The sequence below is a fragment of the Bifidobacterium sp. ESL1130 genome, from assembly GCF_058507935.1.
In genome coordinates, this window is the sequence record NZ_CP196379.1 from 845153 (window position 1) to 867963 (window position 22811).

The window sequence follows — 22811 nt, forward strand, 5'->3', positions numbered from 1 at the left end:
ATGAAGCGAAGCGCCGTAGTTATGGATCGATACTGTTCAAGGAGAATGCATGCCAGGTTCGAATCTCACCCGCACAGAAGCACAGGAGCGCAAAGCCGTCGTTACCGGTCAGGTCAAGTACCGGGTCAGTCTTGATTTGACGCAAGGACCTAAGAATTTCGCTTCCACCTCGACCATCGAGTTCGACGCTCAGGCCGGTAAGCCGACGTTTGTGGATCTTATCGCCGACGAAGTGAGCAGCATCGAGTTCAATGGTGAGAGCCTGGACCCGGCCGCCTGCTTCCGTGACCGTCGCATCGAGCTGCCGGCTTTGCTGGAACACAACACACTCACCGTAGTCTCCTCATGCCAGTATTCCACTACCGGCGAGGGCCTGCACCGTTCCGTGGATCCCACCGACGGCAACATCTACCTTTATTCCCAGTTCGAAGTGCCGGATGCGCGCCGCGTCTACGCCGTGTTCGACCAGCCGGATATCAAGGCTACGTTCGACTTCGACGTCAAGGCACCGGCCTCGTGGATCGTCACTTCCAACATGCCGGTCAAGGCCTGTGAAGACCTTGATGACATGACCGCAGAAGGCACGATGGGCAGCCATCCCGCCGAATCCACCAAGCACTGGGTTTTCGAAACCACGCCCACCATGAGCTCCTACCTCACGGCCATTTGCGCCGGTCCGTACGCGGAGTGGCACACCGAATACGCCAATGAAGACGGCCGCACGGTCACCATGGCCCAGTATTGCCGCCAGTCCTTGGCAGATGACTTTGCCAAAGACGTGGACTACCTCTTCGACATCACCAAGAAGGGCTTCGCCTTCTACGCCAAGACCTGGGGCGTGCCCTACCCGTACGCCAAGTACGACCAGATCTACGTTCCCGAGTACAACGCCGGCGCCATGGAGAACATCGGCATGGTCACCATCCGCGACTCATACGTCTTCGGCTCCAAGGTCACCGACGCGCTCGCCGAGCGCCGCGTGGTGACCGTGCTGCACGAGCTGGCCCACATGTGGTTCGGCGACCTCGTCACCATGAAGTGGTGGAACGACCTGTGGCTCAACGAGTCCTTCGCCGAATTCATGTCGTCGTTGAGTACTGCGGAAGCCACTGAATGGAAAGATTCGTGGGCCACGTTCACCTCCGGCGAGAAGAGCTGGGCGCTCGACCAAGACCAGCTGCCCACCACACATCCCATCACCGCGCCGATCAACGATCTGCACGACACCGAAGTGAACTTCGACGGCATCACCTACGCCAAGGGCGGTTCTGTCCTCAAGCAGCTCGTAGCCTACGTGGGCCGAGACAAATTCTTCAAGGGCATCAACAGCTACCTGAACAAGTACCAGTATTCCAATGCCACTCTGGCGGACCTGCTCGCAGAACTCGAAGCGGCTTCCGGCCGCGATTTGAAGGCATGGAGCAAGCAGTGGCTTGAAGAGGCGGGCATCAACACCATTGAAGCCAAGGTGAATTGCGCTGACGACGGTACCATCGAGGCCTTCACCCTCGTGCAAAGCGCTCCGTCCGACCATCCCGTCCTGCGCAGCCAGCGTATGGGCATCGGCTTCTACAACCTCGACAGCGCCACCGGTCAGGTGGTGCGCACCGAAAACTTCGAGCTCGACGTTGACGGCGAGACCACCGAAGTGAGCGAGGCCATCGGCAAAACACGCCCCGACTTCATCCTGCTCAACGATGAAGACCTGACCTACGCCAAGCTGCGCTTCGACGACGCCTCGCGCGAGTTCGCCGCAGAGAACCTCTACAAGTTCAGCGATGCGCTGGCCCGCGCCGTCATCTGGCTGGCGTTCTGGGACATGACTCGCGACGGCGAATTCAACGCCGAGCGTTTTGTGGACATGAGCTTGAAGATGCTCTCCACCGAGCATGAGTCCACCACCTTCCGCTACGCACTGCGCTCGCTGAAGACCACCGTCAAACGGTATGTGCCTGCGGCGCGTCGTGATGCGGTGAGAGAGCATGTGGCTCAAGGGTTGTGGGATTTGGCGAATGCTGCCGAGCCGGGCAGTGATGAGCAGTTCCAGCTTGTAGGTGCTTATCTCGAGTATGGCGAAGAGGGCGATGCCCCGTTCATCTCCAACGTTAAGGGTCTGCTGGGCGGCTCACTCAAGCTCAAGGGTCTGGAGGTCGACAATGATCTGCGCTGGCTGCTCATCCAGGCATTGGCTGGTGTCGGTGCCATAGATGAGGGCAGCATTGAAGCCGAGCTGAAGGATCGGGACACCACTGCGAACCGCGAGTTTGCGTATGGCGCCAAGGCCATGCAGCCTTCTGTCGAGGCTAAGGATTGGGCGTGGCAAGAGTCTATCTACAACACCGATCTGACCAATGCCCAGTTGAAGTCTGCGGTGCTTGGCTTTAGCGCCACGGCCACCGGCAAGCTGGCGGAACCTTATATCGCCAAGTACTTCGAGACTGCCGACTGGATTTGGGAGCATCGTACCTTCCATATGGCTGAGACGCTGCTCGAAAGTCTTTATCCTGTCTACGCAGATGCCGAGGAGCTGGTGCGTGCAGGCGAGGAGTGGCTGGAATCCCATGGTGATGCCGACCGTGCTCTGCGTGGCATCATCATCGAGAATCTTGAGGGGTCGCGTCGCGCGCTCAAGGTGAACGAGGCCAACGCCTAGCGGTCTGCACTGGGGTGCGGAACCCGTGACATGACAAAGCGGGGTGTCAACGACTGGTTGCCGTTGACACCCCGCTTGTCATATCACATGGATGATGGTTTATGCCGAGGCTCCACGCTCGTAATACTCCATCGAGGCCACTGGCCCGTCCACACTGAACGCTCCGTCCTGATAGATGATTTTCGTGACCGCTGTGTTGCCCATGTCTGCCAAACTGATTGATGGGTCGATGCTGGCGAAGAACTGACGTATGCTAGTGCCTGAACTGATCACCAGCACATTGCCTCCGTCTTGCTCGCTCACATTGCGTGCGATGCGCACGATGGCATCATGCATGCGCTGCTGCACCTGTTCGGCGCTTTCGGCACGGTCCTCATCGTCCAAATCGGTGTGCAGCACATTCTCCTGATCCAAATCGTGGAGCACGTCCTGCAAATCGATATTGAGCCGCTCGCCTTTGGACTCGAGAGCCTCGGCGAAGCTTGCGAATCCAAGACGGTCGGCGATGGCCTGCAAGGTGTCGGGAATGGAACGTCCCTCGAAGCTGCCGAAGTTGTCTTCTCTTAGGTCAGGGTCGATTCCAATCTCGACATCCTCATTGCCGGACGTGTCCAAGGCTATGCGAGCAGTGTTGTAGTGCCGGGTCAGATTGCCGCAGTATGCCGCAGTGAAGCGGATGCCCTTCAGGCCTGCGCCGAACTGTCGGACGATGTCGCGACCTTCCCGTGTGAGTGGGAAATCCGACCATCCTTGCATCAGCTGCATGGCATTGGACGTGGTTTTGCTGTGGCGGGTCAAATAAATGGTAACCGGTTTTTGGCTGGTTTCGCTCATGCTTCCACCTCGGCGTTCTTGCGGCCGGTGCGGATCTTCTTCTCTTCGGCGATGGTAACGCACAACTGCAAGATGAACGCGCAGACAATGGCCACATACAGCACACCGAAGGTATCTCCCCAGCCGTGCAGCACATGGCCGAAGAGGTTGAGACCGGCGGCTTTGGTGTCGGCGATGCGGGAGAGCAGCACCTTGGCGGTCGAATCACCCAGCAGGTAGGCGAAGGCGCCCAACAGGCCTCCGGCGAGGGCTGCGGCCTTCTTGGGTACCTGGGCGAGCAGCGAGATGCCGATGAGCACCTGCGGGCCGAACGCGAACATGCCGAGGAAGAAGATGGAGACGAGGATGGCCGTGGGGGTCTTGCCGAACTGGTAGAAGGCCAGCGGAATGGGCATGGCGGCGATGCAGATTACCGAGACGAGACCAGGGCGGCCGCCCAAGGCGTCAGACAGGGCGCCCCAGATCAGGCATCCGACCATGGAACCCATGCCGAAGTAGAAGATCGCGTTGGCGCCGGTCTGGGTGCTGAAGCCCAGCTGTTCGGTGACGCGCAACGAGGACCAGTTGTCGATGCCAACGCGCACCACGTAGGCGAACACGTCGGAGAAGCACAGAATCCATACCCATGGGTTCTTCAGCAGGTAGCGCTTGAAGATCTGCCAGGTCGATTCGTCGGTGGACGAGACATCCTCGACCTTGGCTGGTTCGTCGAAGATGGTTTCCGCGGATTCCCAGCCGAGGTCTTCGGGGCGGTTCCTGCCCACGAAGAAGCAGACGATGCCGGCGATCAGCGCCACGATTGACGGGACGATGAACATGCCTGCTACGTTGCCGCCGAAGAATGTGTTGGCGCACCACAGGGAGAAGATGCCGGCCAAGCCGCCACCGATGTTGTGTGAGGCGCTCCAGGTGCCGTAGTAGCGCCCGTAGTTCTTCTTGGTGGTCCAGTTCATGATCACACCGGAGCAGCAGGGGCCGGCACCGCACTGGAAGACGCCGTTGAGCGCCCACAGCACCATCAGCCAGCCCATCGGCACGTTGCTCATCGTGAGCATGAAGCCGAAGAGCATCACGACGATCGAAGCGCCGATGAGCATGATGGACGCGGCCTTCTTGTTGTCTTTGTCGGTGACGATATAGCCGACGATGATTTTGCCGATGCCATAGGCCAGAGAGAATACGAAGCCTATGGTACCCAGCTGTTCGGTGGTGAAACCGAGCTGCTGCTTGAGCAGTGGCTGTGCGGCCTTGAGATTATCCCTCACAAAGTACATGACGCTGTAGAGCATCACCACGATGATGAATGGCTTCATAAACTCTTTGAACCATGCTTTGCGCTGTGCTGATACAGGTATTCCTGCTTTGGGGATGTGCTTATCGAACGCCAGATTGAATGCATTTCCAGACAATGAACGTCCTCCTTGTGTCTCTTATCTGCGGTGATGAGATGGCAATATGCTGCACATACTGGATTGAAACAGCCATGGCGGGGCAGCGTTGTAGCGCTTTGACGCGCGGGCTACGGTGCCCGAGCATTGCATATCCAAGCCAAATATTTCAGCACATTGCTCTCAATAATAGCGCTTGCACTGGCAATGTCAAATCGCTGATCCGGCAAGCCCTAACGACTTGGCTGGTAAGTATGTGACCGAGTGATGGTCATCGTTGTGGAGATGTCAGAAATGCCAATAAAGAGAAGGGTTCTGTGGGTCTCGTTGTTGTTTGCGTAACTGGCTGCTGTAGTGCGTCTGGGTTGGCTGCCGGCTCGATGCATGCGCAGTTCATCGGCTCTTAAAATAGCGCTGAAGTTGAGACTCGCGTATGAATATATCAGTGATCATGGCTCCCAACACAATTCCAGCGAACAGCGCGACAGGAGTGCGGGCAGCACCCAGCAGAACGGTGAACCTGCTGGAAGGCGCCATGCTCGCCACAAGGGCGATGATGCTGATTGCGCTTATCGTGCCCAATCCCGCCCACACAGCGGTTTCGAACGCGATGCCGAGCACCTGCTCGTGTTTGCGCTGACCGATGTGCAGCGCTCCGGCATATTCGAGTTTTCGGCGTTGCACCGATACCGCTCCCAAAGCCAAGCCTATGATGAGACCGGCCCAGGGCATCCATGCGGTCATGCGCGACCGGTATGCGGCCGTGGCGTCGTAATGCGGGTCCATGCCTTTGTTGAGCGAGGTGACACCGGCGTGCGACTGCTTGGTCTGGCTGACGTGAGTGGTGGAATACAGCAAATCGTCGGTTTGCTCGGTGAGCGGCCACTGTTTGGCCCAGCATTCCTCGAAGCTGCCGTCGCTGGTCGAAACCGGTACTATCAGAGCGTATGCGGGCCTGGTGTCGCGCCCGTCATTGGGCCATGAGAACACTCCTGCTATCTCGATGGTGCCGTGATCCGTTTCCAAGGTGCCGCCTTGCCGCAAGCCGAAATCCTTGGCGACATTGCGTGAAACCCATATGCCCGAAGCATCCGCTTGGTTGTTGGTTGGCAATGAACGGCGGGTGGGGGAGGGGCCGGAACGCTGAGAATTTGTGCGCTTTGTTGCGTTTGTGGTGTTGTCGGGCTGGGCGATCAGCTGCAGGAATCCCGGTGTCACCTCGTAGGATGCGATGTCCTTGCCTTCAGTGGCCAAAGGAGTGATTTGAGATCCGGCGCGCAAGGCTCCCGACATGCTCGGGCCATTGCCGGCTGTGGTGAGTGCGTCGCATGTCGTGCCGTCAACGGTGGCGCCGACGATGGTTCTCACATCGGCTTGCATGGCGATTTTGGCGGTGGCGTCCCGTTCCAGCTGCACCACGGAGAGTGCTTCGTATCCGCCGAGTGCCCCTCCCGTTATCAGCACGATGAGCATCATCGTTAGCGCTCGAGCTGTGCCAGAGTTCAGGTTTCTCCAGCTTTCCGACCATATTGACCCTAGGTGCATCATGATTGAGCCTCAATCTCACTCGTGGCAACAGTGGAGGGGATGGCGGAGGATTGGGCAGCCGTATGAGCAGTCTCGGCGTTCGCTGAAATTCCAGCAGTTTTGGGAGCGTAACGAGCCAAGTCGATGATCTGCTGGCAAGCGTCGCGCGTATCAGGGTCGTGGGTGGCGACCACCACTATCATGCCTTGTCCTGCCAGATTCCCCAGTACTTCATTCACGCCGTGCGCTGTGCGAGTGTCTAGCTGTGCGGTCGGCTCGTCCACCAGCAGCATGTCCGGCCGCGCGTGCACCGCCCTGGCAAGCATCAGTCGCTGCGCCTCGCCTCCCGAAAGTTCACAGAATCGCCGGTGTGCCGCATGCGCAAGACCGAACAAAGCCAAGGTTTCCAACGCTTGTGGTTCTGCCTGCTGCCGTGTCATGCCTTGCGTGAGCAACGGCAGCACCACATGGTCCAGTGCACTGCGCTCGGCCACGCCGTACGGGTTTTGAAACACCCAGCCGACCTGCGTCACTTCATCGCGCTCGATCGACCCTGCGGCAGGCGTCTCCATGTCGGCCAGCAGGGAGAGCAGCGTGGACTTGCCGCATCCGCTGGCACCGCATACTGCCGTGGTCTGCCCGGATTTGAGGGTGAAGTCGAGATGTTCGAAGAGCACGTCGGTGCTCTCGAACCGATGCCCGAGATTATGGGCTGTCACTTGCATGGCGTGTTCCTGACCGTGCTGCCGAGCGCCACTTCGCGGATACCGGTGATATCTTTGCCGTCTCGCCCCTGCAACAGGCTGGCACCCAGTTGAGAGCCGAGTATGGTGACCGGTACGGTCTTGCCTTTGGAAACGATGCAGCCATGCCCGTCTTTGATGCCCGTCACTGCGGCCGCGGGCACGCGCAGTGCCGTGACCGGTTGGTCGAGCGCGACCGTGGCATCAAACCCGTTGGGCAGCTCGCTTTCTGCGATGCTTTTGAACTCGTCGGTATTGCTGATGCTGCGGCAGAATTCCGAGTCATTGGTGCCGGTTGCTCCGGCCGGCAGCGTCACGCTCTGCCCGAACGCGCTCAGTGTGCGCGGCTGTCCGCTGGCTTTGCCGCCTTTGATGTTCAGCGCGCTGATGCCTCCCGGTATTTCGCCGATGGCGCTTCCTTCCTGTACGGCTGCCCCTTCGGCAGCTTGCCAGCCTGTGACTGTGACATTCGAAGCGGGAATCCACACCACCTCTTCCATGTTCAGTGAGCCGTCGCTGCTGTTGCCGGATGCGCTCATGAGCTGTTTCCAGCCGGTGGCGGTAGTGGCAGTGTAGGTAGCAGAACCGGGGGAGGATCGGTATCCGAGCCGGGAGAGCTCATTGTTCACCGCTTTGGCATCGCCTCCCTCGTCGCCCACATTGAGCGAACGGTAGAGCGGCATATCGGTATGCATGGCGACCACGGTTCGCCCGTTGACTCCCAGCGCCGGCTTGCCGGTTTGCATGATGTTCGGAGCATAGTTCTTGGTGACCGTACCGGATGTGTTAATCATGATTTGCCGTTTGTCCGAAAGCGTGGGAATCAAGGTTACTTGGGTGGTACCGTCATACTGTTCCTGGCTTGCCGGTGCGCTGGTCACCGCTTTGGCGGGAGCAAGAATGCCGGGTGTGGAGTCACGCAACATCAGCGCACTTGCGCCAGCGGTCAACGTCACCGCCATGATGACGATGAGAACCACCCAGGGGAGCGGAACGGTACGTCGCTGGGAGTTGCTGTTGCGTTTCATACGCTGTCCTGCCTATTCGATGGTGAATCCGCCTTCGTCGGCGAAGCCGATAACGGAGTTGTTGGCGAGCATGCATTCGCGGATTTTGGGGTCTCGCTCATTGAAAGATTTCTCTGATTTGTTTTGCTCTTTACTGAAGTCCGATGCACTGTAGCTTTGCGGTACCAGGTTTTCGCGGTGGAAGCAATCGACAATACCGGTTGCTGGGTCTTGGTACAGGTTTGGATTACCGACTTGCATGCGGTAGATAGTGTCGATAACATCCATACGAGATTCACGACATTCTTGCTGTGTATCGAGGAAATCGTGTTCTTTTTGCTTTGACGAAGGCTGCTTATACATAGCCTCCATATACAAACCGTTGGGGAATTTCTTAAGTTTGATGGATCGGTACCCTTTGTCTGCCATGCACTGTTTATAGCTAGACCATGCTTGTTCGTACTGAGATACGGATACTTTGCCCGCGTCCTTGGCTTGCACCAGCACTTCGCGCTGATAATCAGACATTTGTGCCTCATTGAGCATTTGATCTATAAAACTTGGGATTGATGATGCCATCTTCGCGTTGCTTCCCGCAGAGGGGAATGTAGGAGCATTGTCTTCCCCTACATTCCCCTCTCCAGAGTCCTTCGAGGAAGAAGATGATCCAGCGTCACTGTGCTGCATGTCAGTGTTGGCTCCGCAGGCGCTGATCGCGCATAACGTAATGCCTACCAACGCAGTAATAAGTGAGTTCTGTATTCGTCTCTTCGTCGTCATGAAAGATCCTAACGTAATAGCGGTTTACCAAGCATAAGCGCTATCGTTGTGGTTAGTCGCTGACCCTCTGGCATGGGCGTTAGCGAACTGATGAGGAGCCCGAGCTGAATGCATGGTCGCACAAAGACCATCTTGACAGGCTTGAGCATTTGCGCCGGCGTTTCTTCTTGACCATGCGCTTGCGGTAGATTCGGTCCAAGTGTAGTTGTAGTAGCCGCTGATGAATGAATTGTCAACATTAGTGGCGGATGCTGCTGGAACACCAACAGCGAGAGATAGGGCACCTGCAAGTGCAGTTGTGCACAGTGCGCTGATTGTTTTCTTTTTAGCCATAGTAGTTATCCTTAGCTATTAATAGTTGGGTACTGCTCAATGGTCGTCTTAAGAAACTGCATTTAAGACTATGCCAGTATGACGTAGTGTGAGTATCGAATAGAGATTTGTCTCACACTTTGGGCGCTTTGTTTGTGGAACGTGCATATGCATTGAAAACAAGGGCATGCGACCTTCCACAAGTCGGTGCTAGGCAGGCTTCTCGCTAGTATGAGAGATACCTTATTTTAAGCGGCAGGAGGGTGTGTTATGCCGAGGATGTTCGGAACGGATGGGGTTCGTGGATTGGCGAACCGTGATTTGACAGCTAAGCTGGCGTTGGATCTGGGAGACGCGGCAGTGCGCGTGCTCGGCGATGCGTCCGGCACCGAAGTCGAACACAAAGAGGGACGTCGTCGCGCCTTGGTGGGCCGTGACACTCGTGTTTCCGGAGATTTCCTCGCCTCTGCGCTGTCCGCGGGCATGAGTGCCGGTGGATTCGACGTGATCGACGCCGGCATCATTCCCACCCCCGGAGTGGCGTACCTTACCAGCGCGCTCAACGTGGACATGAGTGCGGTCATCTCTGCCTCCCACAACCCCATGCCCGACAACGGCATCAAGTTCTTCGCGCGCGGCGGCTACAAGCTGCCCGATACCAAAGAGGATGAGATCGAGGCCGTGCTTGGCCAGGACTGGGATCGTCCCACCGGAGCAGGCGTGGGCCGTGTGAGTCGCAATGCGGACACCGCCACGAATATGTACATCAACCATCTGGTCTCCACCATCGCACCGGTGGCGCCGGACAAGACTCAGCCAAAGCCGCTCAAGGGCCTGAAGATCGTGGCCGACTGCGCCAACGGTGCGGCATCGGTCGTAGCTCCCGAAGCGTTGCGCCGCGCCGGTGCTGAAGTACTGGTCATCAACGCCAGCCCAGATGGCTACAACATCAACGACAAAGCCGGCTCCACCCACCCCGAGCAGCTGCAGGCCATGGTACGTGCCACCGATGCTGTGATGGGTGTGGCGTTCGACGGCGATGCCGACCGTTGCCTGGCAGTGGACGAGGACGGCAATCTTGTCAACGGCGACCAGGTGATGGGTATTCTGGCACGAGGCAAGCAGCGTGACGGCAAGCTCAACCACAACACGCTTGTGGTTACGGTCATGAGCAACCTGGGCCTCAAACTGGCGCTCAAGGAGATGGGCATCGCCACCGTGGAGACCGGTGTGGGAGACCGCTATGTGCTCGAAGAGATGCTGCGCGGTGACTATTCGCTGGGCGGGGAGCAGTCCGGCCATGTCATCAACCGCGAGTTCGCCACCACCGGTGACGGTACCCTCACCGCGTTGACGCTGTGCCTGGAGGTCGTCAAGTCCGGTCGCTCTCTCAAAGAGTTGGCCTCCGATTTCCCGCAGCTGCCGCAGCGGCTTATCAACGTGCCCAACGTCGATAAGAACGCCGCCAAAACCAATGCCGCAGTGCAAGCGGCCATTGAGCAAGAAGAGCGGACCTTGGGGGAGACGGGTCGCGTGTTGTTGCGTCCCAGCGGCACTGAGCCGTTGGTGCGTGTGATGACCGAGGCAGCCACACAGGATCAGGCAGACGAGGTGTGCGAGCGTCTCGCAGCCGTAGTAGCACAGGAGTTGGCACTGTAGTATGATTTCCAACGATTCGAATGTAAATCCGGCGCTCAACCGTGCCGTGGAGCAGCTCATCTCCAGCGGCGGCAGGGAGAAAATCATGCCGATCGTGCAGATGGGGGAGCCGGTGCTGCGTCAGCGCGCCATGCCTTACGACGGTCAACTTACCGATGAGACGTTCGCCAAGCTCATCTCCACCATGCGGACCACCATGCTCGACGCGCCCGGCGTAGGCTTAGCTGCCCCGCAGATAGGACTCGGTCTGGCATTCGCCGTGGTAGAGGACCACGTGCGCGACGATGCCGAAGACCCGCGGGAAATAGCCGAATTCCCGTTCCATGTCATCGTCAACCCCACCTACACTCCTATCGGCACGCAGTCGCGCAGCTTCTATGAGGGGTGCCTGAGTTTCGAGGGATACCAGGCGGTACGCAAGCGCTGGCTCGACATCATCGCACGTTGGCAGGATGTGGACGGCAATCCGCATGAGGAGCATCTGCACGGTTGGCCGGCTCGCATCTTCCAGCACGAAACCGACCATCTGAGCGGTGAGGTATACATTGACCGCGCCGAGATTCGCTCGCTTTCCTCCGACGATAACCTCTCCGACTATTGGGCGGACGATCCGGTTCCAGTGGAGGCGGCGCGACAGCTTGGATTCAGCGTAGCCTGACCGTCGGCGTCTGACGAGTCGAACACAAGCGAAGCGATACGCCAAGTAAATGTCAAACAAAATATGCCGGTGGGTGACGGTTCATACGTCACCTACCGGCATATTGCATTGATGAGAGGCTACTGTTCAAAGGGATATTGCAATCCCCAGATGCCGCGTATGCAGTCCATGAGCTGCATGATGCGCAGCGTGTCTTTATGAGGCATTTCAGGGCATTCGTCACGCCCATCCAAGATGGTGTTGGCGGCGCTTGCCACCTCGTACTCGTAGCCGTTGATTTGCTCCGGCACATCGTAATGCTTGCGCAGCGTGTGGTCGGTGCCGTACACGTCGATGCCTTCGGGGTTGTTGATGTTGTGGCATACCAGGTAGCCGTCGGTGCCCCAGATGGTTCCCGTGCGGTCGGAAGCTGCAAGCATCGAGGCCTGTGCTGTGGCCATCACTCCGTCGTCATAATGCAGGGTAATGTTTTCCTGCGCGTCCACGCCGGTAGGCCAAGGCTGCATGGAGGTTTCAATGTGATTGATGTGGCGGTTGTGGTCTGCATTGCCGCCAATAGCCATGTCAAGGAAGTTCAGCGGGTATACGCCCACGTCGAGCAGTGCGCCGCCTGCCAGCTGCGGATCGGTCATGCGCGGCTTATGGGAGACCGGATAGCACAGGTTGGCGTTCGCTGCCTGCACCGTGCCGATAGCCTCCGATGCGATGATGTCGGAGATGATGGCGCGCGAGGGCATGTAGCGTGTCCATATCGCTTCGGTGCACAACAGCCCGGTCTCTTTCGCGCAGGCCAGCAGGCGTTCGGCCTGTTCGGCGTTGGCGGTGAACGACTTTTCCATGAGCACGTTCTTGCCGGCGCGCAGGCATTGTATGCCTTGCTCCTCATGGAGGGCTACCGGTGTGGCCACGTAGACCAAGTCCACTTTCGGGTCGTCCAGCAGTGCCTCGTAGGACCCGTAGGCGTGGGGGATGTTGTGCTGTGCGGCGAACTCTTCGGCGCGCGTTTGCTCTCGCGAAGCCACGGCATAGGGGCGAATCAGGTTGGAATATCGAGGATCTTGAGCCATGGCGCTGAGCGTGGTTGCCATGGTGTGGGCAATCCTGCCTGCGCCGAGAATAGCCACGTTCACCGGTGTCCCTTCGCGCTGCGCTTGTGACTGTGCTCGTGTGCCATTGATACTGCTCATCGTGATCCTTCGTCCGCTATGCCTGACGGTTTTCTTCCAGTGTAGGCGCCGGTCTAGGCGCCGGTCTAGGCGCCGGCATGCATGCCGGAAATGTGTTCCAGAGCGGCGATGGCCTGCTCAGGGTCGTCAGGCAGTTCCACTCCCGCCTCCTGCGCCTTGCGGTCATCGCGACGGCGCCACCATGAGGAGAGCACCGAACCGGAGATGTTGTGCCAAACGCTGAAGAAGGTGGAAGGAATGGCAGTGATGGGTGTGGCGGCAAAGGAGGTGAGGGCCAAAGTCGCGCCTAGGCCGGAATCCTGCATACCCACTTCGAAGGTGATGGCCTTCTGCTGTGCGTAGCCGAATCCCTTGGGGTAGACCTTGTACATCAGGCGGGAGAATCCGTAACCGAGGCCGTACCCGCACAGGTTGTGCAGGATGACGACCGGGATGGCGAGCATGGTGGAGGCGCTGAACAGACCTGCGTGGTTGGCGGCTACCACGATGCCGATGATGAGCAGGATGGCGGTTTGCGAGACGATGGGCAATACTTCAGTGACTTTGGCGATGTGCTCTTTGAAGATGGTGTGGCACAGCACGCCGAGCGCCACGGGAATGAGTACGACTTCCACGGCGGTTCGGAACAGCGACTGCCAGGGAATGGCCACATAGTGGGATGCGAGCAGTTGCATCAGCGCCGGGATGGCGAAGGGCGCGAGCAGTGTGGAAACCAGTCCGATCGACACGTCGAGTGCCACGTCACCTCGCGACAGGAAGCTCATCACGTTGGATGAAGTGCCCGAGGGGCAGCAGCCAACGAGAATCACGCCGACGGCGAGCGGGCCGTCGAGGTGGAAGATCCAGCACAGCAGCACCGCCAAGAGCGGCATGATGATGTAGTGCGCCAGCGTGCCGACGATGACCATGAGCGGCTGCTTGAAAATGCGGGTGAAGTCGTCGAGGGAGAGCGTCAAGCCCATGCCGAAGAGCACAATGCCCAGCAGAATGCTGGTGTAGCCTTTGGCCCACATGCTTGTTTGCGGCACAACGTAGTTGAACACAGCCCACACGATGACGATGACGGTGAACCATTTGGTGATCCAACTGGCGACTTTCTTCACGGTTTCCATAACGGTTATGCCTCCCTCTCCAGCGTTTGTTCGAATGCTGGACATCTTAGGAAGGACAAAGCGCCGATGCGTCGCCTGTCTCACACTGCGACCATGTTGGTTGTTGGTTGTTGGTTGTTGGTTGTTGGATGTTGGATGCTGGATGGACTGTATCGGATTTGTGCGGTGGTTATTGGTCGGTGCTGGTGGATGTGGTGTGTGGGGTACCGGCTGCTGCCAACGGGTATGCGTCATATGACATCGAGCAGGCTATGCGTGTTAGTTGGTGGTGATGTGGTGTTGTTTGCGTTTCAACGCCATGGTGAGGGCGGTGAGCATTATGGCGGCGACCAGTCCGATGATGGCATAACCCAGAGCGGTGGCAATGCCGCCGGTGAACGGGAGTGCGGTGATCATGCGGTGGTAGGTGACGGTGATTTCTTGAATGTTGTTGCCGCCGGCCGTGATGTCGTGGTCGATGGCGATGTTGTTGGTGTAGGTGGCAGTTGGCTGGTTGGTGTGGTAGCCGGGAATGGTGGGGCTTTCGGTGGAAAAAGTGAGGTTTCTCCTGTTGCCGCCGGTGGTCTGCCATGTCACGTTCGGGTCACTACCTGGGTAGGTCCAGTCTCCCGGCACGATGATGGTTGCGGTGTCGGGGCGTATGGTGTAGTCGCGGGTCAGGGTGATGGTTTTGCTTTGGTCGGGGCGTAGGGTGGTTCCGGTGTCATCTTGGTAGTGGACGGTGAGTGTGGCGTTCCAGGTTTCGTGTTTGGGGGTGGTTTGCTGGCAGGTGATCCAGTAGTCGGTGTGGCCTGCCGGGTAGGTGGTGTTGGCTGGCAAGGTACAGGTGGTGTCGTTGCAGGTTAGGGGCGGTGTGCCGCCGGTGATGTAGTAGCCGCTGGGTGTGTTGAAGGTCCATGCGCCGCCGGTGATGGGGTCGTCTTGCCGGCCGTTGAAGGTTTGTTGCAGGCTGGTATCTTCGATGCCGTCTTTGGTGAAATGAACGGTGGCGGATGCTGCTGGTTTGATGTAGGTGATGGTGGTGATGCTGTCGGTGGCGTTTTGTAGGTCGCTACCGTAGACGGGTGTGCCTGCCCAGTTGGTGGGGTTGTTGGGTGTGGCGATGCGTGTGCTGGGGTTCCATGTTCCGTTGGTGACTTGCACGTCGTAGCCCGGTTTGTCTGGCACGTACACGCCGGAGTAGGCGGGTTGGGTGTCACCGGCGCTGTAGTAGTTACCGTTGAGCAGATAGGAGCTGAGCTGCCCCTCAGGAATAGGCAGCGTTCCACTAAGACCAGCGCACCGCATCAAATAATCTTTGCTGTCTTCCCTGTTTACGGTGCTAGCGTCTAGTGGGCACCGGCCCCATGAGTCATGCCGGTCTACGCCTCTGAGTGCGAGCACGATCCTTCTGTATCGACTCCCCTTGGGAGCTAGTCCCTGCGTTACGCTGCTAAAGCCGAATGAGGCGACACCGTTGCTGATGGTTTCGTAGATGATGTTTTGGTTGACGTCGCTTTGGGCTGCGCTGCCGTTGGAGTAACGAAACTGCATCGTGTTTCTTGACGTATAATCACATGCAAGGTATGCGTAGGATTCAGTATATGCAGGTTTTCCACCGAGGTAAGTTCGGTTGAGCGAGCTATCGAATTCGCTATAGAATTCGAGTCGCATTTTGAAGGAGTCGGTGAGGTTGATACCGCAGGCGCCGCTGCCGCGTGTCAGCGAGCTGCTGTCTTCGGTTTGAGGTTGTGGGCTGCCGGGTTTGTTGAGTACGGTGGGTGTGCTGGCTTGCGTGGGAAGGCTGCCGTTTGTGTCGGAGGATGCCGTGGCTTGTGAAGATTCGGAATCGTTGGACGCTGCGCTGTTGCCGACTGGTTGTGCTTCGTCTTCGTTGACGTTGGTGCTGTTGTGGCTGGCAGCGGCGGAGTCGAGGAGTGGGGTGTTGCCAGCTGGTACTAGCGATTCAGAATTGCTGGGGGGGGGTGATGGTTGATGCTTGTTTTGCGTCTGTGACGGAAGTTTGCGTTGCGTTGGTTACAACGTTGCCTTCTGACGCACTGGCGTTCAGACCTGTCGGGATGAGGATGACGCAGCATATCAACAGCGCGATGGCGATTCTGGTGGCGCTGCTGCGAGTCCGCTTGCTGGTGTGGTGGCCTGTGGTGGTAGGCAAGGTCATGCGAACGATTCCTCCGTGTGTGCGCGCCCGAACCGCTCGGCGACAGTTGCTCTTGTCACTGTGCATACTTGGCGGTATTGCAGGAAGTGAAGCCGAGTATACAGTCGTAGTCCGTCGTAATATACACTCACTGTGACATATGTAACAAACTCGGCTTCATTCTGATCAAGAGGCCAGTAACAGCGGTGCCTTGCTCGGTATCTCTGTGTACCGCATAATCTGCGCGTCATACCGAGCAAATCCGGTAAGTGCCTGCTCATTCACTGCTTGATCTCGGTCGTCAACAAATACCAATAGCCGAGCCTGCTTTCTCTCCTTGGCGCCACTGACATCTTCCCATGCAAACAGTATCGTCGCCAGCGCGGTTGCATTGAGTGCGGCTGGCGCTTTGGCGAATAGTGTGGGGTGACTGTCGCTGTCTTGGAACACGAAGTCAAAATGATGTGAATACAACGATTTGCCCTGAATGCTTACATCAGAGGTGTAATGGACATGCTGTTCGGTGAGTGAGGATGCTACATCTTCTGAAAAGCAGATAGGGTTTTGCGATCTCACTGTCTGTGACAATGCATCTACATGGATGAGCGCTTGTATGTAACGATTCATGGCGTCACTTGTCTGACTTGGGTGAGCCTCCAAGTTCAGAGCGCCATCATGCAGCGATGCGCCGAACTGATTGGCTATATGCTCTATGCGAGCTTTGCGCGTGGTATTCAACGTTAATCCGGAAGATATCAATCCAGATACAATATATCCGTCATCGCTGAATTCCAGACACTCATCATGGTGACGCATATAAAAATGGAGGTGATCTCCGGTATGGTCAAGCAGCGGCACGGACACTGCCTGCCAGCCGTGTACTTCTCGTGTGGAGGAGTGCTCCCGCAGCCAATGTGCGTATTCTTCAACAAGTGTCTTGCTGGTATTGCTCTGCGTCATGCTGCCGTCCTGTCGATGAGTTGTGGTGCCTTCGCTACATGAAACTGTTGAAGCAACAATAGCGTATCTTTGACGAAGTCGGGAGATGCGATGTTGACTGGGCATGCGAAGCGGTCGTTGTAGCCCTCACGATACATGTGCAAGTGCGATCCGTTCACTACGGTGCCGTCGGGATTGGTATGAGGGTGCCCCAGACCTACACAAAGTCTCATGAGTGGTGCGCCGCCTCTCTTTACCCGAGCGTTGATGGAGTGTTTGTCGCGCTCTATTGTGCCACGATACATATTGATACGGAATACGGCCTTGCTTTCTCGTCCGGTTACATCCAAGCCTTTGCCTTGTTCTCGACAGGCAGGCATGATGAATTCAGTCATTGCAGTGTCTTTTAGCTCATTGAGCAGTATCTTGGCTTCATCGTTTGTGAGCATATGTGTCATGCCGTTCCTTACCTTTGTTCCGGGCGGATGGAAAGTTGTTTTCACGCTAACTGAACTTCGGAGATTGTTGGGCGGACATTGCTCGATTGACGCGGCAACACGTGTGGAAGGTGGCCATGCTATAGTGTCAACTTGTTGCCCGGGTAGCTCAGGGGATAGAGCACCGCTCTCCTAAAGCGGGTGTCGTCAGTTCGAATCTGATCTCGGGCACGATTCGCTGGTCTGTCGCCGGTGCCCAGCGTTGTTTGTGGCAGCGCTAATGTTTCGAATAGGTTTCATACTGTGTACTAGGTGTCCACGTAGTGGGACGGTCTTCAGATTTGGCGTAGGGCTGACCATATACTGAAAAAGGTACATGCTTGATGGTGAGGGTTTGTGTCAGTTGGCGCTTTCTTGCCCTGCGACGGTTATCGCGCAGCAACTTGTGCAGTATTGGATTGGTTCTTGAATTCAGGAGTTCAAATGCTAAAAACATGGAGTAGGCGAGTGCTCGCCGCCGGTATGGCTGGAGCCATGCTGTTTTCGGTGGCGGCTTGTGGCACCAGCGGGTCGGATCAGGCCGAGGGTGCCAAAGTCGACAAGAACGCCATCATCAAGGTGGACAACACGGAGCCGCAGAGCCCGTTGGTTCCCGCCAACACGAACGAGATGGGCGGCGGCCGCGTCATCCGCAACATCTTCGAAGGATTGGTGAGCTACGACGCCAAGGGCAAGCAGCATATGGAAGTGGCCAAGTCCATCACCCCCAACGCCGACGCCACCCAGTTCACCATCAAGCTCAACGACGGCTGGAAGTTCACCAACGGTGAGAAGGTGACCGCCACGTCGTTCACCGATGCCTGGAGCTACGCTGCCAACGTGAAGAACGCGCAGAAGCAGAGCAGCCGCATGTCCGTCATCAAGGGTTATGACGAACTGCAGGATCCCAACGTGGACCCGCACGCCAAGCTTTCCGGCCTTGAGGTCAAGGATCCGCTCACCTTCGTGGTCACGCTCAACAGCCCCGACTCGGTGTTCCCCATCCAGGTGTCGCACCAGTCCTTCTTCCCGCTGCCCAGCGTGGCTTACAAGGACATGGCCGCCTTCGGCAAGGCGCCCATCGGCAACGGCCCTTACAAGTTCGAATCGTGGACCCCAAGCACCGACATCAAGATCGTGCGCAACGACGACTACAAGGGCAGCCGCAAGGTGCAGAACGGCGGCGTTGACTTCCGCGTCTACACCAGCAAGGATTCCGCCTACTCCGATGTGCAGTCCGGCAACCTCGACGTGCTCATCACCGTGCCGCAGTCGGCCGTGAAGACCTTCCGTTCCGACAGTTCGGTGAAGGCCTACGAGCAGCCCGGTTCGCGCTATCAGGGCTTCATCATCCCCGAGAACCTCGAGCACTTCCGCCAGGACAAGGAGGGCAACCTGCGCCGCCAGGCCATCTCCATGGCCATCAACCGCAAGCAGATCATCGAGAAGATCTACAACAACACGAAGACCCCCTCCACCGACTTCACGTCCCCGGCGGTGCCCGAGCACTCGTCCAAGCTGAAGAACGCCGGCAACCTGGCCTACAACCCTAAGAAGGCCAAGGAGCTGTGGAAGGAAGCCGACAAGATTTCGAAGTTCACGGGAACCTTCAAGCTCTCCTACAACTCCGACGACGACAACAAGCCGTGGGTGGACGCGGTGTGCAACGGTCTGAAGGACACGCTCGGCATCGACGCGCAGGGCGACGCGTACCCCACGTTCTCCAACTTCCGTGAGCAGATCACCAACCGTTCCCTCAAGTCTGCGTTCCGTTCCGGCTGGGCGCTCGACTATCCCACTGCCGAGGACTACATGACCCCGCTCTATTCCTCCGCGTCGGCAGACGGACACGGTTCGAACGACGGTGACTACAAGAACCCGAAGTTCGACGACGCGCTCAAGCAGGCGCTCAGCCAGACCGATGTCTCCAAGCGTACGGACGACCTTGAGAAGGCGCAGGAGATCCTGCTTGAGGATATGCCCTCAATCCCGCTGTGGAACGACAATGTGGCCGCCGTGTCGTCCACCAAGGTGAGTAACGTGCAGTTCGACTACACCAGCATGCCCACCTACTACACCATCACCAAGTAGTCGTCTGGCGCGCTCGGGCGTACCGATGACGTGGTGATGCACGGCATACGAAAGGTCCCTCCTTCCGGTTTCGACTGGAAGGAGGGACCTTGTTGTTTTCGCTGGTAGCGGTGCTGCCGGTTCAGTCTGTGGCCGTCTCTGGTGCTGTCTGAACCGAATTGCAGCGCTTCAGACAGCACCCGAGACGGATACCGTATGGCTCAGGCCTGCACGTACGAATCGGAATCGCAGCGGTAACCGCAGTTCATCATCTCGCTGTTGTAGCAGATCGTGCCCTTGCCCTTGGCCGGAAGCACGATGAGACCACCGTCGCCACGGTGGGCTGCGATGTCGTCAAGCGTGGCGCTTGCCGCTTCTTCGACGTTCTGACCGCCGAAGCGCACGCGCTCGGAGACCTGGTGGGAGGCTACGGTGCGCACAAAAGCCTCGCCGATACCGGTGCCGGAAACAGCCACGGTCTCGTCGTTGGCATAGGTTCCGCAACCCGGCAGGGGTGTGTCGCCCACGCGACCGTGCATCTGGTTGGTGATGCCGCCCGTGGAGGTGGCTGCCGCCAGATGTCCCTGGGCATCGCGGGCCACGGCGCCGATGGTGCCGTGCTTTTCCCACTCATCGCCGTCGTTCTGCGCTTCGATGAGTGATTCCTGGCGCTGCTTGGTGATGAAATAGTCCGTCTCGCAGGTTTCGACGCCCCAGGCTTCAAGCTCCTCTGCTCGGGGGTCTGCGAACAGCACATGCTTGGTCTGTTCCTTGACTGCGCGCGCGCCGTCAATCGGATTCTTGATGGTATGAGTGCCGGCCACAGCTCCCACCTCGCCGTCGCCGCCCATCAGGCAGGCATCCATCTGCGCGATGCCATCGCTGGTCAATGCAGCGCCACGCCCTGCATTGAATTCGGGAGCATCTTCCATGACGTGGATGGCGGCAACGACCGCGTCCTCGGCACTCGCTCCGGCTTTCAGCTTGGCGTAGCCTGCGTCCAACGCGCGGTTCAGGTCTTCCTTGGCCTGTGCCTCGCGTTCGGGGGTGCGGTGCTTGCCCAGTCCGCCGGCGCCTCCGTGGATGATGAGCAGCAGCCCGTCATCCTCTCCTGCGGTGATGCTCTTGACTGGTGGTGCAGCGGTGTTCGCCATGGTGTTCCTTTCCTTAACATGTTGTGTTGCCCCGTAGCATCCATGTGTCATGTCGTCTGCGTGGCGGGCGGCACGACGTGCTCGTGAGCAACTCCATACTGGTATCGTAGCGCGCGCGGTACTTCACGGCGTGGCGCGTTGCGCAGCTGCGAGGTTCCGCCGGTTTTCTATGAGCCACTTTCGGTGTGCCTGGGGTTTCGCGGCTTTCTTGCTCATTGCTTTGCTGCGGCGGGTGCAAGCATAAGTCACTACGTTGCTCCATATTTGCCGTACTTGTCTCACGTATTGGTCATTACCCGCTTCGCATTGTGGAAAGCCCTATAATGTTGCCGTTCGTTGCGCGTCGGCTGCGGCTGGCGGCCGGTTGATGCGGTATCTATCCGGAGGCGATGAATGCGACACTGATAGAGGGAAATATGACTCATACCTGGGCAAAGCGTCTCGCAGCCTCTGTGCTGGCCGGCGCCTCACTCATCTCCATGGCTGCTTGCGGTTCGACTTCCAACAAGTCCGAGGCAAAGCAGTCCGACAATAACGCCATCATTTCGGTCAATAACACCGAACCGCAGAGCCCGCTTGTGCCTGCCAACACGAACGAGATGGGTGGCGGGCGCGTTCTGCGCTACCTGTTCGAAGGCTTGGTAAGCTACGATGCCAAGGGCAAGCAGCACATGGAAGCTGCTCAGTCCATCGAATCGAACGATGATGCCACACAATATACCATCAAGCTTCGTGACGACTGGAAGTTCACCAACGGTGAGAAGGTGACCGCCACGTCGTTCGCCAAGGCTTGGAGCTATGCAGCGAATGTGAAAAGCGCGCAGAAGCAAGGCAGCCGTATGTCCAACATCAAGGGCTACGACGAACTGCAGAAGTCTGACGTATCTCCTGATGCCCAGCTTTCAGGCTTGGATGTAAAGGATGATTACACGCTCGTGGTGACGCTCAACAGTCCCGATTCGGTGTTTGCCACTCAGGTGGCCCACCCCGCGTTCTATCCGCTGCCAAGCGTGGCTTATAAGGATATGGCTGCTTTCGGCAAGGCGCCCATCGGTGACGGCCCGTACAAGTTCAAGTCCTGGACTCCTAACAAGAGTATTGAAGTGGTGAAGAACCCCGACTATAAGGGCAGCCGCAAGGTGCACAACGGCGGCATCGAGTACCGTGTCTACACCAGTCCCGACTCCGCTTACTCCGACGTGCAGTCCGGCAGCCTTGACCTGCTCATGGACGTGCCTCAGTCGGCCGTCAAGACCTTCCGTTCCGAGTCCAGCCTCAAGCCGTACAGCAAGCCGGGTTCGGCCTTCATGAGCATCTCCATCCCCGAGCGCATCGCGCACTTCGGGCAGGACAAGGAAGGCACGCTGCGCCGCCAGGCCATCTCCATGGCCATCAACCGTGACCAGATCATCGACAAGGTCTTCTCCGGCACCAAGACCGCCGCCACCGACTTCACGTCTCCGGCAGTGCCTGAGCATTCCAAGGACCTCAAAGGCTCCGAGAATCTGAAGTACAATCCCAAGAAGGCCAAGGAGCTGTGGAAGGAAGCCGACCAGATTTCCAAGTATGAGGATACCTTCCGTATCGGTTATGCGTCCGACGGTGGTCACAAGCCTTGGGTGGACGCCGCATGCCACCAGCTGGAGAACAATCTGGGCATCAAGGCGGAAGGTGACGCGTACCCCACGTTCAGCGACATCGTCAGCCATATGACCGACCGCACCATCAAGACCCCGTTCCTGCTCACGTGGTCGCTGGATTACCCCTCGGCCGAGGATTACATGACCCCGCTCTTCGCCTCCTATTCGGCTGACGGGCGCGGCACCAACTTGGGTGATTACAAGAGCCAGGAGTTCGACGCCGCCCTTGCCAAGGCCATGAGCGAGACCGACACCTCCAAGCGCACGGAAGACTTCAATTCGGCGCAGGAGATTCTGCTCAAGGACATGCCGGTGGTGCCCATGTGGTGCAGTGATGTTTCCGCGGTTTCCTCTCTGAAGCTGAACAACGTGGGCTTCGACTTTGCCAACGTGCCGACTTACAATACCTTTACCAAGGAGTAGTAGGTTCCACTAAGCATTGAAGTGCATGTGCCGTAAGGCATGAATTGCGGGGCGCTGACTTATGGTTGGCGCCCCGTTTGTATGTGGCGGTGGGTAGCCGATGGTAATG

Annotated in this window: 19 protein-coding genes and 1 tRNA gene; 6 read left to right on the forward strand and 14 right to left on the reverse strand. The window is 58.0% G+C overall.

The genetic code is table 11. The features are described from left to right. The first annotated feature begins 49 nt into the window (after positions 1–49). Entirely contained in the window at positions 50–2653 is a 2604-nt protein-coding gene (gene pepN / locus ACSYSO_RS03200; protein ID WP_491701989.1) for an aminopeptidase N, read from the forward strand. Between the two features lie 99 nt (positions 2654–2752). On the opposite strand, the gene ACSYSO_RS03205 is transcribed toward pepN, so the two are convergent. From ACSYSO_RS03205 to ACSYSO_RS03235, 7 genes are all read right to left on the reverse strand, one after another. Then, on the reverse strand, positions 2753–3487 hold the full coding sequence (locus ACSYSO_RS03205) for a histidine phosphatase family protein (protein ID WP_491701990.1): 735 nt from the start codon (positions 3485–3487) through the stop codon (positions 2753–2755). Then, positions 3484–4896: a hexose-6-phosphate:phosphate antiporter UhpT gene (uhpT, locus tag ACSYSO_RS03210; RefSeq protein WP_491701991.1), complete on the reverse strand. Its 1413-nt coding sequence runs from the start codon at positions 4894–4896 to the stop codon at positions 3484–3486. The genes ACSYSO_RS03205 and uhpT overlap by 4 nt, the downstream gene beginning before the upstream one ends. Before the next feature lie 372 nt (positions 4897–5268). Beyond that, a complete protein-coding gene (locus tag ACSYSO_RS03215; protein ID WP_489798659.1) occupies positions 5269–6351 on the reverse strand; it encodes a hypothetical protein in 1083 nt (360 codons plus the stop codon). A 68-nt stretch (positions 6352–6419) separates the two neighbouring features. Further along, positions 6420–7127: an ABC transporter ATP-binding protein gene (locus ACSYSO_RS03220; RefSeq protein ID WP_489798657.1), complete on the reverse strand. Its 708-nt coding sequence runs from the start codon at positions 7125–7127 to the stop codon at positions 6420–6422. Beyond that, positions 7118–8173, reverse strand: a complete 1056-nt coding sequence (locus tag ACSYSO_RS03225; protein ID WP_489798655.1) for a hypothetical protein — start codon at positions 8171–8173, stop codon at positions 7118–7120. Before ACSYSO_RS03225 ends, ACSYSO_RS03220 begins: the two co-directional genes overlap by 10 nt. Positions 8174–8185: 12 nt before the next feature. Further along, on the reverse strand, positions 8186–8932 hold the full coding sequence (locus ACSYSO_RS03230; protein WP_489798653.1) for a hypothetical protein: 747 nt from the start codon (positions 8930–8932) through the stop codon (positions 8186–8188). A gap of 24 nt (positions 8933–8956) precedes the next feature. Continuing rightward, complete coding sequence (locus tag ACSYSO_RS03235) at positions 8957–9265, reverse strand: hypothetical protein (RefSeq protein ID WP_489798651.1); 309 nt, start codon at positions 9263–9265, stop codon at positions 8957–8959. 249 nt (positions 9266–9514) lie between these two features. Between ACSYSO_RS03235 and glmM the strand changes: the two genes are divergently transcribed. Beyond that, a complete protein-coding gene (glmM, locus tag ACSYSO_RS03240; protein ID WP_489798650.1) occupies positions 9515–10903 on the forward strand; it encodes a phosphoglucosamine mutase in 1389 nt (462 codons plus the stop codon). Between the two features lies 1 nt (position 10904). Beyond that, entirely contained in the window at positions 10905–11561 is a 657-nt protein-coding gene (locus ACSYSO_RS03245; RefSeq protein ID WP_489798648.1) for a peptide deformylase, read from the forward strand. Between the two features lie 119 nt (positions 11562–11680). Here the strand turns inward: ACSYSO_RS03245 and ACSYSO_RS03250 are convergent, their stop codons facing one another. From ACSYSO_RS03250 to ACSYSO_RS03275, 6 genes are all read right to left on the reverse strand, one after another. Then, positions 11681–12748: a Gfo/Idh/MocA family protein gene (locus ACSYSO_RS03250; protein WP_489798646.1), complete on the reverse strand. Its 1068-nt coding sequence runs from the start codon at positions 12746–12748 to the stop codon at positions 11681–11683. A 65-nt stretch (positions 12749–12813) separates the two neighbouring features. Next, positions 12814–13860 carry a bile acid:sodium symporter family protein gene (locus ACSYSO_RS03255; protein ID WP_489798644.1) on the reverse strand — a complete coding sequence of 349 codons (1047 nt, stop codon included), beginning with the start codon at positions 13858–13860 and terminating at the stop codon, positions 12814–12816. A 258-nt stretch (positions 13861–14118) separates the two neighbouring features. Continuing rightward, positions 14119–15393 (reverse strand): mucin-binding protein, encoded by a 1275-nt coding sequence (locus ACSYSO_RS03260; RefSeq protein WP_489798642.1) that lies wholly within the window; start codon positions 15391–15393, stop codon positions 14119–14121. Between the two features lie 412 nt (positions 15394–15805). Further along, complete coding sequence (locus ACSYSO_RS03265; protein ID WP_489798641.1) at positions 15806–16021, reverse strand: hypothetical protein; 216 nt, start codon at positions 16019–16021, stop codon at positions 15806–15808. 165 nt (positions 16022–16186) lie between these two features. Then, entirely contained in the window at positions 16187–16960 is a 774-nt protein-coding gene (locus ACSYSO_RS03270; RefSeq protein WP_491701992.1) for a DUF1828 domain-containing protein, read from the reverse strand. Beyond that, positions 16957–17397, reverse strand: coding sequence for a DUF6978 family protein (locus tag ACSYSO_RS03275; RefSeq protein ID WP_491701993.1), 441 nt, complete (start codon positions 17395–17397; stop codon positions 16957–16959). Before ACSYSO_RS03275 ends, ACSYSO_RS03270 begins: the two co-directional genes overlap by 4 nt. Positions 17398–17534: 137 nt before the next feature. Here ACSYSO_RS03275 and ACSYSO_RS03280 point away from each other — a divergent pair. After that, positions 17535–17607: transfer RNA gene (locus ACSYSO_RS03280), tRNA-Arg, on the forward strand. 252 nt (positions 17608–17859) lie between these two features. Beyond that, positions 17860–19506: a peptide ABC transporter substrate-binding protein gene (locus ACSYSO_RS03285; protein WP_489798635.1), complete on the forward strand. Its 1647-nt coding sequence runs from the start codon at positions 17860–17862 to the stop codon at positions 19504–19506. Positions 19507–19706: 200 nt separating this feature from the next. Here ACSYSO_RS03285 and ACSYSO_RS03290 read toward each other — a convergent pair whose 3' ends face one another. After that, positions 19707–20639: an isoaspartyl peptidase/L-asparaginase family protein gene (locus ACSYSO_RS03290; protein ID WP_489798633.1), complete on the reverse strand. Its 933-nt coding sequence runs from the start codon at positions 20637–20639 to the stop codon at positions 19707–19709. Between the two features lie 416 nt (positions 20640–21055). Here ACSYSO_RS03290 and ACSYSO_RS03295 point away from each other — a divergent pair, with 416 nt between their 5' ends. After that, on the forward strand, positions 21056–22702 hold the full coding sequence (locus ACSYSO_RS03295) for a peptide ABC transporter substrate-binding protein (RefSeq protein WP_491701994.1): 1647 nt from the start codon (positions 21056–21058) through the stop codon (positions 22700–22702). Positions 22703–22811: the final 109 nt, after the last annotated feature.

Coding starts and splice junctions, on each gene's coding strand:
- pepN (WP_491701989.1), top strand. CDS start 50: ATGCCAGGTTCGAATCTCACCCGCACAGAAGCACAGGAGCGCAAAGCC.
- ACSYSO_RS03205 (WP_491701990.1), bottom strand. CDS start 3,487: ATGAGCGAAACCAGCCAAAAACCGGTTACCATTTATTTGACCCGCCAC.
- ACSYSO_RS03215 (WP_489798659.1), bottom strand. CDS start 6,351: ATGATGCTCATCGTGCTGATAACGGGAGGGGCACTCGGCGGATACGAA.
- ACSYSO_RS03220 (WP_489798657.1), bottom strand. CDS start 7,127: ATGCAAGTGACAGCCCATAATCTCGGGCATCGGTTCGAGAGCACCGAC.
- ACSYSO_RS03225 (WP_489798655.1), bottom strand. CDS start 8,173: ATGAAACGCAACAGCAACTCCCAGCGACGTACCGTTCCGCTCCCCTGG.
- ACSYSO_RS03230 (WP_489798653.1), bottom strand. CDS start 8,932: ATGACGACGAAGAGACGAATACAGAACTCACTTATTACTGCGTTGGTA.
- ACSYSO_RS03235 (WP_489798651.1), bottom strand. CDS start 9,265: ATGGCTAAAAAGAAAACAATCAGCGCACTGTGCACAACTGCACTTGCA.
- glmM (WP_489798650.1), top strand. CDS start 9,515: ATGCCGAGGATGTTCGGAACGGATGGGGTTCGTGGATTGGCGAACCGT.
- ACSYSO_RS03245 (WP_489798648.1), top strand. CDS start 10,905: ATGATTTCCAACGATTCGAATGTAAATCCGGCGCTCAACCGTGCCGTG.
- ACSYSO_RS03250 (WP_489798646.1), bottom strand. CDS start 12,748: ATGAGCAGTATCAATGGCACACGAGCACAGTCACAAGCGCAGCGCGAA.
- ACSYSO_RS03255 (WP_489798644.1), bottom strand. CDS start 13,860: ATGGAAACCGTGAAGAAAGTCGCCAGTTGGATCACCAAATGGTTCACC.
- ACSYSO_RS03260 (WP_489798642.1), bottom strand. CDS start 15,393: ATGCAGTTTCGTTACTCCAACGGCAGCGCAGCCCAAAGCGACGTCAAC.
- ACSYSO_RS03265 (WP_489798641.1), bottom strand. CDS start 16,021: ATGACCTTGCCTACCACCACAGGCCACCACACCAGCAAGCGGACTCGC.
- ACSYSO_RS03270 (WP_491701992.1), bottom strand. CDS start 16,960: ATGACGCAGAGCAATACCAGCAAGACACTTGTTGAAGAATACGCACAT.
- ACSYSO_RS03275 (WP_491701993.1), bottom strand. CDS start 17,397: ATGACACATATGCTCACAAACGATGAAGCCAAGATACTGCTCAATGAG.
- ACSYSO_RS03285 (WP_489798635.1), top strand. CDS start 17,860: ATGCTAAAAACATGGAGTAGGCGAGTGCTCGCCGCCGGTATGGCTGGA.
- ACSYSO_RS03290 (WP_489798633.1), bottom strand. CDS start 20,639: ATGGCGAACACCGCTGCACCACCAGTCAAGAGCATCACCGCAGGAGAG.
- ACSYSO_RS03295 (WP_491701994.1), top strand. CDS start 21,056: ATGACTCATACCTGGGCAAAGCGTCTCGCAGCCTCTGTGCTGGCCGGC.